Origin of the sequence: Nocardiopsis suaedae, assembly GCF_027706745.1 — a bacterium.
Taxonomy (GTDB): Bacteria; Actinomycetota; Actinomycetes; order Streptosporangiales; family Streptosporangiaceae; genus Nocardiopsis_A; species Nocardiopsis_A suaedae.
Genome location: NZ_JAQFWP010000049.1, coordinates 21158 through 40065 on the forward strand (window position 1 = coordinate 21158; position 18908 = coordinate 40065).

Consider the following 18908-nt stretch of genomic DNA (forward strand, 5'->3'; position numbering starts at 1 on the left):
CCGCGGGGCGGGGGCGCACCCGTGCGGCCCCGCCCCGCTCATCCGGACTCGGGGACCCCCGCCCCCGTGCGGACTACTCCTCCTCGTCCTCGTCCGACTCCTCCGCGGGCGCGGTCTCGTCCTCGGCGAGGATCCGGTACAGCTCGCGCCGGGTCTCCGACAGCATCCGCTTCGCGCGCTCCTGCTGTTCGGGGGTGCCGACCTGGGCCACCTGGGCGGCCGCGGCCATCAGCTGGTACGCCAGCGACTGCACCTCCATCTGGCCGGAGTGCGCGTCCTCGAACTCCTCGGCCGCCGCCTGCCACGGCGGGGTCAGGTCCGCGCCGCGCTCGTCCACGTACGCGCGGCCCTCCTCGGTCAGCTCGAAGGGGCGCCGCCGACCGCCGCCCTCGGTATCGACCGGGCGGACCAGCCCCTCGTCCTCCAGCTGCTGGAGCATCGGGTACACCGACCCGGGGCTGGGCCGCCAGGTGCCGGAGCTGCGCTCCTTGCCCTCGCGGATGATCTCGTAGCCGCTCAGCGGCCCCTCGGCCAGCAGCAGCAGGATGCCCGTGCGCACGTCGCCCCGGCGGGCCCGCTGGCCGCGGCGGCCGCCGCGCCCTCCGCCGAACGGGCCGCCCGGCCCGCCCGGCCCGCCGTACCCGAAGGGTGGGCCCCACGGGCCCGCGGGCGGCGCGGGCGGCCCCGGGGGGACCGACGGCATGTGCGGCCCGTGGCCTCCGCCGAAGGGGCCTTCGGGCGGGCGCCGGCCTCCCCTCCCGTGGCCGTGGGGGCGCCCTTCGCCCATCTTCATCCAGTGCTCGAGCGCCCGCCGGGGGTCGCGCCCGCCCCACGGCGCGGAGCGTTCACCGCCCTGGTCGAAGCGGTCGGCGCGCGGGCGCTCGGCCCGCGGATCACGCGCGTTCTCGTCGTCGCGGCCGCCCCAGGGCCACGGCATCGCCATCGCGGTCATGGTGTCCTCCTCGTTCCGGGACCGGAGAGCGCACCCGACCGGTCCCGATAGGTGATTTTCTATCTTGATAGATAACGATATATCGGTACTGATCGCTTGGCAACCATCATGGGTGTGACGCAAGACACACCCCTTGGGGCGGAGGGGTCCGGACACGACGAAGGCCCCGCCCTCCCCGAAGGGAGGGCGGGGCCCGATCGCGCGCGCCCCGGGCGGGGCCGGGGGCTAGGGTGTGTCCATTGGAGGCTTTTCGATCAGCGAGCGGCCGTCGCCCCTACTGCTTCGGCTTCGCCATGGTGGCGCAGCCGGCGCAGTAGGGGCGTGGTCGCGAGCCGAGAATGATCCAAGAAACACCCCCTAGACGCCGCCCAGGCAGTTGGAGCCCAGCAGCGCCTTCAGCTCGCCCATCAGCTCCGGCGACGGGCTCACCCGCAGCCCCTCGTCCAGCGCGAACACCGTCGTGCGGGGGCCGTTGTGCACCTGCAGGTGCACCTGGGTCTGGCCCTTGTTGCGGGACAGGATGTCGCGGAACTCGGAGATGGTGCCCTTCTGCACCCGGGACATCGGCATCGACACGACCACCGGCTGCTCCTTGCCCACCTGCGACAGGTCCGGCTGGATGACCTCCATCGCGATCAGCTTGGGCACGTCCTCGCGCCGGTCCAGCCGCCCCTTGATGAACAGCACCGCGTCCTCGGCCAGCACGTGCGAGCACAGCTGGTAGGTGTTGGGGAAGATCATGCAGTCGACGGCGCCGCCCAGGTCCTCCAGCTGGGCCATCGCCCAGCTGTTGCCCTGCTTGGTGATCTTGCGGGTGAGGCCCGACAGCAGTCCGCCCACCGTCATCATGGTGCCGTCGGGCCGGTCGGCCAGGTCGGCCACCGAGCAGTCGGCGTTGGAGGCCAGCAGGTTCTCCAGCCCCAGCAGCGGGTGGTCGGACACGTACAGGCCCAGCATCTCCCGCTCGAAGGCCAGCAGCGTGGTCTTGTCCCACTCGCCCTCGGGGATGTCCGGCACCACCTGGATGCCCGACTCCGGCTCGGCGATGCCGCCGAACAGCGAGTCCTGCCCGGCCGCCTCCGCGCGCTTGTGCCCGATGATGGCGTCGATGGCCTGCTCGTGCACGAGCACCAGGCCCTTGCGCGGCTCACCGAACTCGTCGAACCCGCCGGCCTTGATCAGCGACTCCACCACGCGCTTGTTGCAGACCTGCTGGGGCACCTTGTCCAGGAAGTCGGCGAAGGAGGTGAAGCGCCCCTTCTCCTTGCGCGCCTTGACGATGCCCTCGACGACGTTGGTGCCGACGTTGCGCACCGCCGACAGGCCGAAGCGGATCTCGCTCTCTCCGCGCGGGGTGAACGTGGCGTCGGACTCGTTGACGTCCGGCGGCAGCACGTTGATGCCCATGCGGCGGCACTCGTTCAGGTAGAGCGCGCTCTTGTCCTTGTCGTCGCCGACCGAGGTGAGCACCGCCGCCATGTACTCGGCCGGGTAGTTCGCCTTGAGGTAGGCGGTCCAGTACGACACCAGGCCGTAGGCGGCCGAGTGCGCCTTGTTGAAGGCGTAGTCGGAGAAGGGGACGAGGATGTCCCAGAGGGTCTTGATCGCCTCGTCGGAGTAGCCGTTCTTCTTCATCCCCTCGCTGAACGGCTTGAACTCGCGGTCGAGGACCTCCTTCTTCTTCTTGCCCATGGCGCGGCGGAGCAGGTCCGCTTCGCCGAGCGTGTACCCCGCGAGCTTCTGGGCGATCTGCATGACCTGCTCCTGATACACGATCAGGCCGTAGGTCGTGCCGAGGATCTCTTCGAGCGCGTCGGCCAGCTCCGGGTGGATCGGGGTGATCTCCTGCTGGCCGTTCTTGCGCAGGGCGTAGTTGATGTGCGAGTTGGCGCCCATGGGGCCGGGCCGGTACAGGGCGCCGACGGCGGAGATGTCCTCGAAGTGGTCGGGCTTCATCTGCCGCAGCAGCGCGCGCATGGGGCCGCCGTCGAACTGGAAGACCGCCAGGGTGTCGCCGCGCTGGAGCAGCTCGAACGTGGGTTCGTCGTCCAGGGTCAGGTCGAGCAGCTCGACCTTCTCCCCCCGGTTGGCCTCGATGTTCTTGATGCAGTCGTCCATGATGGTCAGGTTGCGCAGCCCGAGGAAGTCCATCTTCATCAGGCCGAGCGTCTCGCAGGTCGGGTAGTCGAACTGCGTGATGATGACCCCGTCGGAGTCGCGCATCATGACCGGGATGTGGTCGGTGATGGTCTCCGAGCTCATGATGACGCCCGCGGCGTGCACACCGGTCTGCCGGATCAGCCCTTCGAGGCCTTGGGCCAGGTCCATGACCTGCTTGACCTCGACGTCCTCCTCGTAGAGCTTGCGCAGCTCGCCCGCCTCGTTGTACCGGCCGTGGTTCTCGTCGAAGATGCCGGTCAGCGGGATGTCCTTGCCCATGACCGCCGGGGGGAACGCCTTGGAGACGCGGTCGCCCAGCGCGTAGGGGAAGCCCAGGACGCGCGAGGCGTCCTTGATGGCGGCCTTGGCCTTAATGGTGCCGAAGGTCGCGATCATGGCGACCTTGTCCTCGCCGTACTTCTCGGTGACGTACCGGATGACGTCGCCGCGCCGGCGCTCGTCGAAGTCGATGTCGATGTCGGGCGGGGACTCGCGCTCGGGGTTGAGGAACCGCTCGAAGATCAGGCTGTGCGGGATGGGGTCGAGGTCGGTGATGCCGAGCGCGTAGGCCAGCAGCGACCCCGCGGCCGACCCCCGGCCCGGGCCGACGGCGATGCCGTTCTCCTTGGCCCAGTTGATGAAGTCGGCGACCACGAGGAAGTAGGACGGGTAGCGCTTCTGGACGATGACGTCGATCTCGTACTCGGCCTGCTCGACGTAGCCGTCGGGGATGCCCTTGGGGAAGCGCCGCTCCAGCCCCAGCATGACCTCCTTGCGGAAGAAGCTCTCCTCGGTCTCGCCCTCGGGCCAGGGGAGCTTGGGCATCAGGTCGTAGTAGTCGAACATCCCGTCGGTTTCGACCATCTCGGCGATGGCCAGGGTGTTCTTGCACCCCTCCAGCCAGGCCTCGGAGGTGTCGACCGCCCGCATCTGCTCGGCGGTCTTCAGGTAGTAGCCGGAGCCGCCGAACCGGAACCGGTTCTCGTCGGAGAGCTTGGAGCCGGTCTGGATGCACAGCAGCGCGTCGTGGGCGTCGCGCTCGTTCTCGTAGGTGTAGTGCGAGTCGTTGGTGACGACGAACCGCAGGTCGAGCTGCTTGGCGATGGTCAGCAGGCCCTCGCGGACGCGGCGCTCGATGTCGAGGCCGTGGTCCATCAGCTCGACGAAGAAGTTCTCCGGCCCGAAGATGTCCCGGTAGTCCGAGGCGGCCTGCAGCGCCTCGTCGAACTGGCCCAGCCGCAGGCGGGTCTGCACGGCGCCGGAGGGGCAGCCGGTGGTGGCGATGATGCCGCCGGCGTGCTCGGAGATCAGCTCCTTGTCCATGCGGGGCTTGCGGAAGAAGCCCTCGGTGGAGGCGCGGGAGTTGAGCTTGAAGAGGTTGTGCAGCCCTTCCTTGTTCCGCGCCCACATGGTCATGTGGTTGAAGGCGCCGCCGCCGGAGACGTCGTCGCTCTTCTGGCTGGGATCGCCCCAGCGGACCGGCTTCTTGTGGTACCGCGACTCCGGTGCGACGTAGGCCTCCACGCCGATCACCGGGGTGATCCCCGCCGCCTGCGCCTGTGTGTAGAAGTCGTAGGCGCCGTGCATGTTCCCGTGGTCGGTCATGGCGACCGCGGGCATCTTCTCCTGCTGGGCGACCTCGAAGAGGTTCTTCAGCTTCGCCGCACCGTCCAGCATCGAGTACTCGGTGTGGACGTGCAGGTGGACGAAGGGATCGGCCATGGCGCGGGGTTCCCCTCAAGCGAGTCGGTGGGACGGCGGACGACTCCTGAGCCTACGGCCATCACACGGGTGCCGGGGCGCCTCCGCGCCGCGTCGGCGGTGTCCCGAGGGACACACCTTCCGGGGGCGCGGCGGTGTCCCCGGCCCGACCTGGGCGGGCGCCCGCGGGGCGGCCCGGGCGGATCGCCGGGCGGTCGGACCGGTTCTCCCGTTCCGGTCCCCCTCGACCTCGCGCTCCCCCCGAGGTTACGCCGGGACCGGGGCGCCCCCCGCGCTCCGGAAGGCACAGCAGCGGGCCGACCGGTGCCCCGCTTCCGGACCCCGACCGGGCGGCAGGCCGGGTCGACTCCCATCGATAACAGGTTTCAGCAATCGATCTCCAGAGCCCATCTAGCCTTCCCCTCAACCGGAATGCAGACTGAAACCTGTTCTGCATACCCAGGGAGGCGTGATGAGGACGCACGACCGGCTCTACATCGGGGGAGAGTGGACCGCGCCCGCCGGCGGCGGGGTGCTGGAGGTCGCCAGCCCGCATGACGGCACGGCCGTCGGGTCGGCCCCCGAAGGCACCCCCGCCGACATCGTCCTGGCCGTGGACGCCGCCCGCCGGGCCGCCGACTCCGGGCCCTGGCAGCGGACCTCCCCCGCCGAGCGGGCCGCGGCGCTCGGGCGGCTGGCCGAGGCGTTCGGCCGGCGCACCGGCGACCTCGCCGCGCTCATCACCGCGGAGATGGGCAGCCCCCTGTCCTTCTCCCAGCTCGCCCAGGCCCCGCTCGCCCACTCGGTGCTGGAGTACTACGCGGGGCTGGCCGACCAGGTCGACTGGCACCAGATACGGCCGGGCCTGCTCGGGCCGGTCCACGTCGAGCGCGAGCCCGCAGGGGTGGCCGCCGCGATCGTGCCGTGGAACGTACCGCAGTTCCTGATCGCCGCCAAGATCGCCCCGGCGCTGCTGGCCGGGTGCGCGGTGGTGGTCAAACCCGCGCCGGAGACGCCCCTGGACCCCTACCTCCTGGCCGAGGCCGCCGAGGAGGCGGGGCTTCCGCCGGGCGTGCTCAGCATCGTGGCGGGCGGGCGCGAGACGGGTGAGCACCTGGTGGCCCACCCGGGCGTGGACCACGTCGCCTTCACCGGATCGACCGCCGCGGGACGCCGCATCGGCGCGCTGTGCGGCGAGCACCTCAAGGGCTGCAGCCTGGAACTGGGCGGCAAATCTGCCGCGGTGCTCCTGGACGACGCCGACCTCGACGCCTACCTGGCGATGCTGCCGCTCACCGCACTGCTCAACAACGGGGAGGCGTGCATCGCCCAAGCGCGCGTGCTGGCGCCCCGCTCACGCTACGAGGAGGTGGTGGAGGCGATCTCGGAGAAGGCGGCCGCGCTCCGCGTCGGCGACCCGTCCGACCCCGCGACGGAGGTGGGGCCGCTGGTCTCGGAGCGCCAGCGCGAACGCGTCGAGGGCTACATCGCGCTCGGCCTCAAGGAGGGCGCCCGCATCACCACGGGCGGGGGACGCCCGAAGGGCGAGGGGCGGGACCGCGGGTTCTACGTCGAGCCGACCGTCTTCGCCGACGCGCGGAACGACATGCGCATCGCGCGCGAGGAGATCTTCGGGCCGGTCGTCGTGGTCGTCCCCTACGACGGCGAGGGGCCGGAGGGGGACGAGGAGGCGGTGCGCCTGGCCGACGACAGCGAGTACGGGCTGGCCGGGTCGGTGTGGACGTCCGACCCCGAGCGGGGTCTGGCCGTGGCCCGCAGGGTGCGCGCGGGGACGTTCGGGGTCAACGCCTACAACATCGATGTGAACACGCCGTTCGGCGGCCGCAAGGCGAGCGGGGTCGGAAGCGAGTTCGGCCCGGAAGGGCTCGACGAGTACCTGCGGTGGAAGTCGGTCCCGACCCTCGGGTGACGCGTTCGGCCGCACTTCCGCCGCACCGACGCCGCACTCGCCCCACTGCCGCACTGCCGCCGCCGAACGGCGGTACCGGGAACGGCATGGAGGGACTCCGCTTCCTCGGAATTCCGAGCGAATACGAATCGACGACAGAAAAGCGCACGTCGGCCGAGGGGGCCTCCCCCCTCGGCCGTTACCGGGCTCGTTCCGCATTGCGCCGACGGCACCACACCGGCCGCACGCCGCCGACCGCCGCGAGGCGCACCTGAGCCCGAGGCCCCCGGGCGAACACCCTCTGGACCGGGGGGCGGTCGTCGCGTCGCTTTCCCCGAGATCAGCGCGGTTCCGGGCCCCGCACCGGCGCCCCGCCGCCGGCGGCGGCCGCCTCACCGCTCCGGCCGCCTCCCCGCGACGGCGCCCCCGTGCTCCCCCGCCGCGGTTCCGCGATGGGCCCACCAGCCCGCAAGGGCCCAGGTGAACCGCCATTCTGGTCGCGGTGGTCGAATGCCCTCCCCTCTCCCCCACTCCTCCCGTCGATAACCGCTCTGTAACGGCCCGACGGCGCCCTCCGTCCGCCCTCACCTCTCCCACCTGCGATTTTTCAGTAGCCGAATCCCTACATAGCGTATTCACGACCACGGCGGGAACAATAAGGAGCCAACCGAATCGCACACCTCGGACAACCGCAGAAAGAGACCGCGCCACGGTGGCTTCTCCTTCTCACCCCTTCACCCCCGCACCCCTCTCCCTCCCCACGTGGCAGGTACGGATCCCCACCCTCCATGGTGCGGTCGCCGGAGGCGGCGTCGTCCTGCCCGGCGGCCGGATCCTCACCTGCGCCCACGTCGTCGACGCCGCGCTGGGGCGCCCCCGCGGGCAGGCGCCCCCGGCGCGGGCCGCCGCCGTGCCCGTCGAGGTGCCCGGCGCGGGCGGCTTCACCCCCCGCACGGCCCGGGTCGACCCCGACGCCTGGGACCCGGCCGGGGACACCGCGGTGCTGTGCCTGGACCCGGCCCCCGGCGCCGCCGACCCCGAGCCCGCGGTGCTGCGCGGCGTCATGGCCCGGATCCGGCGCACCCGGCGGCCCCGGGAAGTGTGCGTGCGCGGCCACCCCGCCCGGTACGCCGCCGACGCCCCGCTCGGGCTGAACGCCTTCGGCCGGGTGGTCGGCGACGGGGTGCGCGCGGGCGCCGCCCAGCTCGACCTGGACCCCCACGGGCCGATGGGGATCATGCCCGGCTTCAGCGGGTGCGGCGTGCTGGACGTGGAGGAGAACGCGGTGATGGGCATCGTCGGGCAGGCGCTGATCGGCCCGGGCGACCAGGGCGGCCGCCTGGCGGCGGTGGTGCCGGTCGAGACCGTGCCGTCGCTGTCCCCGCTGGCGGCCGACCCCGGGCGACAGGGGGTGGAGGGCGTTCTGGGGTCCCTGCCCTTCGCCGACGCGGCCCCCGCGTACCGGGCCGCGACGGCCTCCCGCGCCTTGGAGGGGGCGCCGTTCCGCACCGCCCTGGAGGCCTTCGACCACCTGAGCGGCCTGGCGCCGCGCGGGGACGGGCTCCCCCTCGAGGTGGTCTTCGCCGAGGAGGCGGCCCGGCTCGGTGTCGGCGACCCGGCGGTGCTGCGCGCCTACGCCGACTCGCGCGGGCCGGGCGAGGTGCCGCGGGAGGCGCTGCTGCGGCTGCGCGGCGGCCCGGCGCCGGTGCCGCGGTCCGGGGCCCGCCTGGAGGTCACCGCCGAGCCGCTGCCCGGTCCGCCCGGGCGGCCGCGCCGCTACGAGCTGCGCGCCCGGGTGCGCGCCGGGGGCACGGTGACCCCGCGCGGCGTGCTCCGGGTGGAGGCGGGCGGCCTGCGCCCCGCCGTTCTGGACATGGTCACCGACGTCGAGCGGATGCTCGAACAGCGCTCCCGCGCGCAGCCCCCGGAGCTGGCCCTGGATTTCGTCCTCCCTTTCGATCTGCTCATTTCCGGAGACGTGCCGCACTGGAGGATCCGGACCCCGATGAGTCCTTATGGGGAGCGCCTGGGCAGCGCGTATGAAATCGTGCTGCACTGCTACGAGCGGCAGCGGGCGCGGCAATGGAGCCGGGCACGGCGGCAGCGGCGGCGCCGCGTCGAACACGTGACCGGGAGCGGCCAGGGGCGGGTGCGGCGGATCGGGGCCCGGCACCGGGCCGCCGGGCCGCTGCACGACCGGTTCAGCGACCCCGCCGTCGCGGTGTGCCTGCTGGTCGAGGAGGGGGCGTACGGGCTCCGGGAGGCGCTGGCCGCGGCCTTGGAGTCGGGGGTCCCGGTGGTGGCCTGGCGCGCCTCCGCGGCCCGCCGGGCGGCGCCCGCGCGGCGCCCGGGAGAGGAGCGGGAGAACACGGCGGCCTTTCCTCCATTGGACAACGAGTACGCTTTCGATACCTTGATTTCCCAGGAGCGCCACCAGCTCACGCGAGAGGAGATCGCCGCCCTCCCGAAACGCCTGCTCGAATGGCGGATCGCCGCCACCGATACCGACATTTCCGACGCGACGACCACGAATACCGGCGACCCCTTCGACATCGCACTTCTCAGCGACCTCACCGGCCCCGCCGCCGAGGAGCGCGGGCCCGGGGCCATCGCCGCCCCCGAGGAGACCCCGGACAGCGAGTAGGGAGGCCACGCCGATGACGTCCGCCCCGGACCCCGGCCCCGGGCGGCCCGAGAGCGGCCCCGCGTTCCCTTCCTGGTGGATCTACCGGGGCACCGGAACGCCGAGCCCGTACGCGCCGCCGCTGGGGGAACGGCTTCCCCCGCCGCCGCCGTGGCGCCGGTTCCCCGGGGTTCCGGACGGGTCGGATCCCCCGGTCGACGAGGCCGAAATGGAGCGGGTGCTGGGTCCGGGGCACGGCGCGGGCGCGCGCCGCCTCACCGACGCCGAGACCGCGGTGGCCGACGCGGTCAACGCCGCCCTGCTGCTGCGCCGCCCGCTTCTGGTCACCGGGCGCCCCGGGGTGGGCAAGTCCAGCCTGGCCTACCGCGTCTCCCGCGAACTGGGCCTGGGCCGCGTGCTGCGCTGGTCGGTCACCAGCCGCACCACCCTGGCCGACGGGCTGTACTCCTATGACCCGCTGGCCCGCATCCACGACATCAGCGCCGACACCGCCGCGCTGGGGCCCGGCACCGCCGAGCGCGAGGTGCGCCGCCCGATCGGGGACTACCTGCGGCTCGGGCCGCTGGGCACGGCGCTGCTCCCGGCCGAGCTGCCGCGGGTGCTGGTCATCGACGAGTTCGACAAGGGCGACGCCGACCTGGCCGACGACCTGCTGGACGTGCTGGAGAACGGCCGGTTCCGCATCCCCGAGCTGGCCCGGCTGCGCTCCTCCCAGCCGGAGGTGGCGGTGCCCACCGACGACCCCGGCCGCACCGCGACCGTGCGCGGCGGCGAGGTGGTCTGCCGCGAGTTCCCGTTCATCGCCATCACCAGCAACTCCGAGCGCCCCTTCCCGGCCGCCTTCCGCCGCCGCTGCCTGCCGGTGGAGCTGCCCCCGCCCACGCAGGAGCAGCTCGCGGAGATCGTCGCCGCGCACTTCGCCGGCAACGAGGCCGCCGCCGACCGGGAGTTGATCCGCGCGTTCGTGGAGCGCTCGGCGGGCAAGGGCGGCCTGTCCATCGACCAGCTACTCAACTCGGTCCATCTCGTTAGTTCCGATGTCCGCGCGCGTGCCACATCCTGGGATCCGAACGCCTGGCAGCACGTCCTCGACGTGATCTGGCAACGCCTGACCGAAACGGGCCCTGATTGAGCGCGCGAGGCGAGCGACCCCAGCCGCGACCCCAGCCGCGGGCCGAGGGGGCGGAGCGGGAGCCGTCCCCTGATGAGGCGTACCCGCAGGAGACCGCGGAGGGGCCCCTGTGGTGGGAGGTCGCCGACGCCGTGTGGCTGGCGGCGCGCAGCGGCACCGCCCCGGACGCCGCCGGGGGCCCACCCCCGCCCGCGCCGCACGGCGCACCGGCCCGGCACGGGGCGGAGCCGGGCGCCCCGGACGACGGCCCCGGCGGGGACGCCGAACCGCTCGCCCCGCCCGGCCTTCCCGGACCGCCCGCCGTCCCCGGGACCGGCCCCGCGCCCGGCGGCGCCCCGCCCGGGGAGGGCCCGGCCTGGTCCGGCGGAGCCCCGCCCGAGGCGGGTGCGCCCTTCCCGCCCGTGCGCCCCGGCCCCGGCGGACAGGACGACTTCGCCTCCCCGGGCCCAGCCGTCGGACCCGCCCCCGACCTGAACGACCCGCAGGGCCTGGTGCGCGCGCTGCTCCGGCTGCGCCGCACCCGCCTGCACCCCGGCGCCGGGCCGCTGGACGAGCGGGCCACCGCCGAGGGGTACGCCGAGCGCGCGCTGGCCCAGCCCTCCGGCCCGGGAACGCGCGGCGTCCCGCTGCTGCCCCGCTTCTCCGGGGAGTCCGCCTCCCCCGACTCCCTCACCGTGCTCGTCGACGCGGGCCTGTCCATGCTGGTGCACGAGCCGCGGGTGAAGCGGTTCCTGGAGCTGCTGGCGCCGCTGAGGGTGTGCGCCCGCACCCGCGTGCTGCGCCTGGACTCCGACAAGGCCTGGCACGACGACCTGGTGCTGCGCTCCGAGCACGGCCCCGCCCCCTCCCCCCGCCGGCTCTTCGCCGACGGCGGGAGCCATATCGTGCTCGTGCTCACCGACGGCGTCGGAGAGGGCTGGCACCGGGGGGCGGTACCGGCGTGGCTGGCCCGCTGGGGGCGGAGCGCCGCGGTCGGCGTCGTCCACCTCCTGGACCGGGCCCAGTGGCCGCGCACCGGCACCCGCCCCCGGCTCGCGGTGCTGCGCCCGCCCGAGGCCCCCGGGCCCGCGGTGACCCCCAACGCCCGCTACCGGACCGTGCCCGCCGCACCGGTCGACGGCCTCGCCGAGCCCTTCGGCCCGGGGCGGCCCGAAGGCACCGGCCCACCTCCCGAGGGCGCCGTGCCGGTGCCCGTCGTCCCGCTCGACCCCGAGGAGCTGAGCGCCTGGGCCGGGTTCGTGTCGCAGCGCCCGGAGGCCCCCGAGCTGAACGCGTCGGTGCTCTACGCCCAGGACGCGCCCGGAGTCCCGCTCCCGTCGGCGCTCCCCCTCCCCCTGGTGCGGCACGGCGCCGGGCCCGGAGCCGAGGACGCCGCCGAGCTGGTGGCGCGGTTCCGGGAGTCCGCCTCCGCACCGGCGGTGGAGCTGGCCGTGTGCCTGGCGGCGGTGCCGCTGAACCTGCCGACGGCGCACGCGGTGCGGGCGCGCTTCGTGCCCGGCGCCACCGCCTCCGACCTGGCCGAGGCGCTGTGGTCGGGGCTGGTGGTACGGCGCCCCGGCGGCATCCCCATCACCCGCACCGACCAGGTGTCGCTGGGGTTCCGCCCCGGCGTGCGCGCCGCCCTGTTGGCGTCCGGCGGCACCCGCGAGCGGATCCGGGCCCTGCTCGCGCTGGCCGCCGAGCGCTTCTCCGGGGCCGCCCCGTGGATGGGGGCGTTCGCGGCGCTGCTGCACGGGCGGACCTTCGACCCGGCGCTGCCGCCCGTCCACGACGAGACCGCGCCGATCGCCCGCGCGCTCCGCCCGGCCATGCGCGCCCTGCCCGGGGTGATGCGCACGGCGGCCGACCTGTGGGACGTGGCGCCCGCGGGCGGTGCGGGGCCGACGGGGCCCGAGCACGAGCGGGCGCGCGAGGCGGCGCCCGCGGACCACCAGGGACGACCAGAACAGAGGGACGACGTGGCTGCTGGAGAATCCGTGTTCCGTGGAACCGGCCGGGCGGGCGCCCCCGCGGCGCAGCGCCCGGAGGTGCCCGCCGAGGAGGCGCACCGGGACCTCCCGCACGGGGGCGGTGCCGCGCGGGAGCCGCAGCGGCCGCCGAGCGCCCGCTCCCGCCCGGCCGTGTGGGGCAGGATCCCGCCGCGCAACCCGTCCTTCGTGGGCCGCCTCGAGCTGCTGGACGAGCTGTCCCGGCGGCTGGCCTCGGGCGACACGCACATCCTGCCGCAGGCGCTGCGCGGCATGGGCGGTGTGGGCAAGACCCAGCTGGCCACCGAGTTCGCCTGGCGCCACCGCGACGAGTACGAGCTGGTGTGGTGGATCCCCGCGGACACCCCCACCCAGATCCAGCAGTCGCTGATCGACCTGGCCCCCCGGCTGGGCGTGGGCACCGACCGCGACCCGTCGAGCATCTCCCGGTCGGTCCTGGAGGCGCTGCGCTCCGGCGAGCCTTACAGCGACTGGCTGCTGGTGTACGACAACGCCGCCGATCCGGAGGACGTGCGGCCGCAGCTGCCCAGCGGCGGGCCGGGGCAGGTGCTCATCACCTCCCGGTCCTCGCAGTGGCGCAACGCCGGCGGGAACCTGCTGGAGGTGGACGTCTTCCGGCGGGAGGAGAGCATCGAGCTGCTGCGCAAACGCGGCCCGGAGGCGCTGACCCAGCCCGACGCCGACCTGATCGCCGACAAGCTGGGCGACCTGCCGCTGGCGGTGGAACAGACGGCGGTGTGGCTGTACGAGACCATGATGGACCCGCGGGACTGGCTGGAGGTGTTCGACGAGAAGCAGGAGGAGCTGCTGACCAGCGTCGCGCCGTCGCCGGACTACCCGTGGACCGTCGGGGCCACCATGAACATGGCGCTGGACCGGCTCTACCAGACCGACCCGGCGGCCCTGCGCCTGCTCCAGGTGTGCGCGTTTCTGGCGCCCCACCCCATCCCCCGCAGACTGTTCAACGGCGCGCGCAACATCGAGGGGCCGCGGGAGCTGACGGAGATCCTGGCGGATCCGACGGTGCGGCTGGGCCGGGTGCTGCGCAGCATCGACCGCTACGCCCTGGCGCGGATGGACTACCGCAACGGCACCTTCCAACTGCACAAGCTGGTGCAGGAGACGCTGAAGCTGCCGCTGACCGACGACCAGCGCTCGGAGTACCGGCACTGCGCGCACCAGCTGCTGGCCAACTTCGAGCCGGGGGACCCCGAGTCGGTGCTGGACTGGCCGCGCTACGCCGAGCTGCAGCCGCACATCTGGGAGACCGAGCAGTGGGACTGCCAGAGCGGCTGGTGCCGCCAGCTGGTCTGCAACCAGATCAGGTTCCTCCACCTGTGGGGGCGGCCGCGGGCGGCCCGGACCCTGGCCGAGACCGCCATCGGGCACTGGACCCACAACCTGGGCGCCGAGCACCCCCACACCCTGCGCGCCCAGGCCGCCTACGCGCTGCTGCTGTCGACCTTCGGGCACTTCGAGGACTCGCACGAGCTGACCCTGCACGTGGTGGAGACCCTCACCCGGCTGAACGGCCCCGACGACCCCGAGACGCTGGACGTCAGCATCGATCTGCCTTCGGACCTGCGCAAGCTGGGCCGGTTCGACGAGGCCATCGAGGTCAGCGCCAACGTGCTGGAGCGCCAGGAGCGGCTGATGGGCCGCGACGACCCGGAGGCCATGTTCGCCGCCCACGTGCACGCGGTGGGGCTGCGCCTGCTGGGCCGGTTCGACGAGGCGATGGAGATCGACCGGTACAACCTGGAGCGGCGCACCGAGCTGCTCGGGCCGGAGAACCTGCGGACGCTGTCGAGCGAGTACATGCTGGCGCTGGGCCACATGGAGTCGGGCGACTACTGGCAGGCGCTGGACATCATGGAGAACTCGCGGGTCGTCATCGAGCGCGTGTATCCGGTCGACAACCAGTTCCGCCTGGGGTCGCTGCTGCTCCTGTCGACGATCCTGCGCCGGATCGGGCGGCTGGAGGAGGCCCTGGAGATCTCCGACGAGGTCTACCGGCTCCATGTCGAGCGCGACGGGCCGGACGCGCTGTACAGCCTGCAGGCCGGGGGCTGCCACTCGGTGGTGCTGCGCGTGGTGGGCGAGCACGACCAGGCCCTGGCCCTGTCCCAGCACGTGCTGGACGGGCTGCGCTCGGCCTACGGCTCCGACCACCCGCTCTACGCCGACGCCGCCGTGAACCACTCGGTGGTGCTGCGCCACCTGGGCCGCCTCGACGAGGCGCGGCGCCTTAATGAGGAGGCGCTGGAGGTGCACCGTGACCGGCTGGGCGAAGAGCACCCCAGCACGGTGGCCAATGCGGTGAACCTGGCGAGCGACCTGTTCGCGCTGGGCGCCCCCCAGCGCGCGCTGGAACTGGACCGGCGGACCTTCGCGCTCATCCACAGGCGTATGGGCCCCGACCACCCGCTGACCCTCGTCGTGGAGCGGAACCTCCTGCTGGACCGGGTGGCGGTGGAGGGGGCGGTGCCCGAGGCGGAACGTGAGGAGATGTTGGACCGCTACCGGCACATCTTCGGCCCCGACCATCCGGCGACGCGGTCGGCGGCGCGGGACGTTCGGGGCAACTGCGACCTGTTCCTCAACCTGTTGTGAGGGCGTCGGCGGCCGGGCGGCGCCGCCCCGGACCGCTGCGGGCCTCCAGGGCGAGGAAGGCGGCCCATTCGCCGGGGCCGAAGCTCAGGGCGAGGGCGGGGTGGTGCGAGTCCCGGACGCGCGCCGCACCGCTCCCCCCTGGTGCCGCCTCCACACACGTTTGCGCCTGGTCGGTCCTCGTGGACGTGCGCCAGCCCTGGCCGTCGTACAGTCCGGGGCGGACGGGGGAGGGCCGGTGCGCGGTGCGCCCGCCGCCCCCCTCGACCGACGGAGTCGGCTCAGCGCTCATCTGCACCTCGCGGCCATGCGGTGGGGACACGCTCGGGTACGCCACGTAGGGGCGGCACACACATCTGCTCCCATGACGAAGTTCGCGACTCGGCGCCAGTCGGCCTGTATATCCCCGACGCTTTTACCTTCATGTCGGCCGATCCCGGACATTTCCCTTACGCGCAAGGGCATTCCGCGCTGAGATGGTCTCCCGTCCGGACCGGGCGGGGCCGCGTGCGAAGGGCGGAGGCGATGGCGGAGATCGTGCGGTTCCCCGACGAACAGGGCGGTGAGGACGCCTACGTGCTGATCGAGGCGGCGGGCAGCTCGCCGCAGATGCGCGATGTGAGCGGGCGGGACATCCTGCGCAGCGCCGACGAGACGGCGCAGAAGGTGTTCGGCCGCATCCGGGACATGTCCGCCCTGGTGGTGAGGGAGCTGCGGGATCTGCCGGGCGACCCGGACGAGGTGACGGTGGAGCTGGGGATGAACGTGAGCGCCGAGGCGGACGTGTTCCTGGCCAAGACCGCCGCCCAGGGCGCCGTGAAGGTGACGCTGACCTGGAGGTCCGGCCCGGCGCCGGAGGAGGGCGGCCGGGCCGGGTGAGGGCGGCCGCCCCGCAGGGGCGCGTCCTCGGGAGCGGGGCGGTCGTTCATCCCTCGGAACCGGCCCGGACGGCACGGCGTTGAGGGCGGGCCCGGCCGGGTCGGCGCCCTGACCGGCGTCCCGCCCGTCGGCATGCGCCCGAAGGGCGCCCGCCGACGGCGGCCACGGCCGCCGGAGGCCCCACCACGCCGGCGCACGCCGCCCCCGCAGGGCGTCAGCGCTTGGCGTCAGCGCTTGGCGTACATCCGCTCGACCGTCTCGGCCTCGCGCTCCATGATGCGGGCGCGGCGCAGTTTCAGCGTCGGGGTGAGGGTGGCGTCCTCGACCCCGAAGGGGCGCGGCACGATGGAGAACGCCCGGACCGACTCGGCGCGGGAGACGGCGGCGTTCCCTGCGTCGACGGCCTTCTGCACCTCGGCGCGCAGGTCGGGGTCGTCGGCCAGGGCGTCCGCGCCGGCGTCGGCGGGTCGGCCCGCCGAGGCCTTCCACGCCTCGAACTCCTCGGGGTCCAGGGTGATGAGCGCGGTGACGAAGGGGCGGCCGTCGCCGATGAGCATGCACTGGTCGACCAGCGGGGACGCGCACACGCGCTCCTCGATGGGGACCGGGGCCACGTTCTTGCCCCCGGCGGTCACCAGGATCTCCTTCTTGCGGCCGGTGACGCGCACGTACCCGTCGCCGTCGGCGGCGCCCAGGTCGCCGGTGGCGAACCAGCCGTCCCGGAAGGCCTCCTCGGTGGCGTCGGGGCGGTTCCAGTACCGCTCGAAGACGGGGCCGCCCCTGACGAGGATCTCCCCGTCGTCGTCGATGCGCACGTCGACGCCGGGCAGCGGGCCGCCGATGGTCCCGGCACGGGAGCGGCCGGGCAGGTTGGCCAGCACGGCGGCGGTGGTCTCGGTGAGGCCGTAGCCCTCGATGACCTCCACGCCCACGCCCCGGTAGAAGTGGAAGAGCCGAACGTCGAGGGCGCCGCCGCCGGAGATGACGCGGGTGCAGCGGCCGCCGAGGGCACCGGTGAGCGGCCGGTAGACGATGGGCTCGAACAGGCGGCGGCGCAGCTTCAGCAGCGGGCCGGGGCCGCCGGGGGCGTCCAGGGCCTTGCTGTAGGCGACCGCGGTGTCGGTGGCGGCGTCGAAGATCCGGCGTTTGAGCCCGGAGGTGCGCTTGCGCGCGGTGGTGTGGATCTTCTCGAAGACGTAGGGCACGGCCAGCAGGAAGGTTGGCCGGAAGGTGCCCAGGTCGGCGATGAGCTCGCGGACGCCGGGGGCATGGCCCAGCCGGGCCCCGGCGTGGACGGCGGCGACCTGCACCATGCGGCCGAACACGTGCGCCAGCGGCAGGAAGAGCAGCGTGGAGGGGGCGGCGTCGGGGTCGCCGCCGTCGTCGAAGAGGGCGGACAGCGCCGTGGTGGCGGCCTCGACCTCGGCGAAGAAGTTGGCGTGGGTGAGCACGCAGCCCTTGGGGGTGCCGGTGGTCCCGGAGGTGTAGACGATGGTGGCCGGGTCGCCGGGGCGCACGGCGGCGCGGCGCTCCTCGACCGCGGAGTCGGGCACCTCGGCGCCGGCGGCGGAGAGGGCCTCCAGCGCGCCCGGCTCGCCGCGCAGCGGGTCCATGGTCCACAGGTGGCGCAGGTCGGGCACGGAGGCGCGGACGCCCTCCACGGTGGCGGTGTTGTCCTCGCCGTCGACGACGCAGGCGCTCGCGCCGGAGTCGGAGAGGACCATGGCGATCTGCTCGGGCGAGGAGGAGGGGTAGACCGGCACGGTCACCGCGCCGGCCGCCCAGATCGCGAAGTCGGCGACGGTCCACTCGTAGCGGTTGGCGGCGAGCAGGCCGACCCGGTCGCCGGGGGCGATGCCGGCGGCGATGAGCCCCTTGGCCACGGCGGTGACCCGGGCGGCGACGTCGGCGCCGGAGAGGTCGCGCCAGCCGGGGGAGCCGCCGTCCTTCGCGCTGAGCATCGCGGCGCCGGGGTGCGCGGCGGCGCGTTCGTACAGGAGCTCGGCCAGGCCGCCGTGCTCGCGGGGCCGACCGGTCGCGGGGGTCGAGATGTGGGTCACGCTTCCGTGTCTATCCGACATTCGCAACAAATCCGAACATCACACCTCAGACAGGGACATGAGAAAGGCCATACCGGCGAGTAACCTCCTTCACGCCCGGCGCCGCGCACCGGTCGCCCCCACGACCCGCGGGGCTCACTCCGGCAGTTCGAGGCGGACCATGATGGCGGTGCCCTCGGCGGTGACCTCGCCGCCGTGGCGGATCTCCCCGGAGACGAAGACCTTGCGCCGCTCGGTTCCGGTCACCCGGGCGCGGACCTCGAGGGGGACGTTGAGCGGGGTGGGCCTGCGGTAGTCCACGTCGAGGTTGGCGGTCAGGCCCGGCATCCCGGCCGCGCTGGCGGCGGACCCCAGGGCCTGGTCCAGCACGGCGGCGAGCCAGCCCCCGTGCACGAGCCCGGGCGGGCCCTCGTACAGGCCGTTGAGGGTGAAGTCCGCGCGCAGGCCCTCGCCGTCCTTGTCCAGGGCGATCGGCGGGGCGAGGGGGTTGACCGGCCCGGAGACGCCGTTGGTGATGGTGCCGTACTCGGTGCCGCCGTCGGAGTAGGTGGAGCGGACCATGGTGCCGATGGGACGGCGGTCGCCGCGGAGCATCTCCTCGGCCTTGGCCACCGCGTCGGCGGCCGCGGACAGCGCCTCGGGGGCGGCCTCGGTGTGGGCGGCCGTGTCCATCAGCGAGCGCACCCGGTCCACGAGCGCGGAGAGCTCCGCGGGGATCTGCTCCTCGGGGACCACGGTGAACCCGTACTCGGCGGGGTCCGGCTTTTCCGCTACCGGCTGTGCGTCGACCGTCATGGCTTCCTTCGTCGGCTCGTCGTCCCGCACCGGTCGGCGCGGGCGGTCGGGCGCCGGTCCGGCGCCACTGAAACCGAA

10 protein-coding genes are annotated in these 18908 nt (G+C 73.7%); 5 read left to right on the forward strand and 5 right to left on the reverse strand.

Going from position 1 to position 18908, the window contains the following annotated elements:
- Positions 1-73 precede the first annotated feature (73 nt).
- A complete protein-coding gene (locus O4U47_RS22090) occupies positions 74-952 on the reverse strand; it encodes a PadR family transcriptional regulator (RefSeq protein WP_270679843.1) in 879 nt (292 codons plus the stop codon).
- 357 nt (positions 953-1309) lie between these two features.
- Entirely contained in the window at positions 1310-4834 is a 3525-nt protein-coding gene (gene dnaE / locus O4U47_RS22095) for a DNA polymerase III subunit alpha (RefSeq protein ID WP_270679844.1), read from the reverse strand.
- 451 nt (positions 4835-5285) lie between these two features.
- On the opposite strand from dnaE, the gene O4U47_RS22100 reads away from it, so the two are divergent.
- The 4 genes from O4U47_RS22100 to fxsT all read left to right on the forward strand — a co-directional run bounded on the left by O4U47_RS22100 (position 5286) and on the right by fxsT (position 15099).
- Positions 5286-6743: an aldehyde dehydrogenase gene (locus O4U47_RS22100; protein ID WP_270679845.1), complete on the forward strand. Its 1458-nt coding sequence runs from the start codon at positions 5286-5288 to the stop codon at positions 6741-6743.
- A 691-nt stretch (positions 6744-7434) separates the two neighbouring features.
- Positions 7435-9366, forward strand: a complete 1932-nt coding sequence (locus tag O4U47_RS22105) for a VMAP-C domain-containing protein (RefSeq protein WP_270679846.1) — start codon at positions 7435-7437, stop codon at positions 9364-9366.
- Positions 9367-9379: 13 nt separating this feature from the next.
- The gene (locus O4U47_RS22110) at positions 9380-10498 is read left to right on the forward strand and encodes an AAA family ATPase (protein ID WP_270679847.1); all 1119 of its coding nucleotides are present in this window, start codon (positions 9380-9382) and stop codon (positions 10496-10498) included.
- Positions 10495-15099, forward strand: a complete 4605-nt coding sequence (fxsT, locus tag O4U47_RS22115; protein ID WP_270679848.1) for an FxSxx-COOH system tetratricopeptide repeat protein — start codon at positions 10495-10497, stop codon at positions 15097-15099. Before O4U47_RS22110 ends, fxsT begins: the two co-directional genes overlap by 4 nt.
- Here fxsT and O4U47_RS22120 read toward each other — a convergent pair.
- Positions 15086-15388 (reverse strand): DUF397 domain-containing protein, encoded by a 303-nt coding sequence (locus O4U47_RS22120; RefSeq protein ID WP_270679849.1) that lies wholly within the window; start codon positions 15386-15388, stop codon positions 15086-15088. The two genes, fxsT and O4U47_RS22120, sit on opposite strands and share 14 nt — an antisense overlap.
- 233 nt (positions 15389-15621) lie before the next feature.
- On the opposite strand from O4U47_RS22120, the gene O4U47_RS22125 reads away from it, so the two are divergent.
- Entirely contained in the window at positions 15622-15975 is a 354-nt protein-coding gene (locus tag O4U47_RS22125; RefSeq protein ID WP_270679850.1) for a CU044_2847 family protein, read from the forward strand.
- 227 nt (positions 15976-16202) lie between these two features.
- Here the strand turns inward: O4U47_RS22125 and O4U47_RS22130 are convergent, their stop codons facing one another.
- Positions 16203-18035 (reverse strand): AMP-dependent synthetase/ligase, encoded by a 1833-nt coding sequence (locus O4U47_RS22130; RefSeq protein WP_270679851.1) that lies wholly within the window; start codon positions 18033-18035, stop codon positions 16203-16205.
- 135 nt (positions 18036-18170) lie between these two features.
- Positions 18171-18830 carry a PaaI family thioesterase gene (locus tag O4U47_RS22135; protein WP_270679852.1) on the reverse strand — a complete coding sequence of 220 codons (660 nt, stop codon included), beginning with the start codon at positions 18828-18830 and terminating at the stop codon, positions 18171-18173.
- Positions 18831-18908 lie beyond the last annotated feature (78 nt).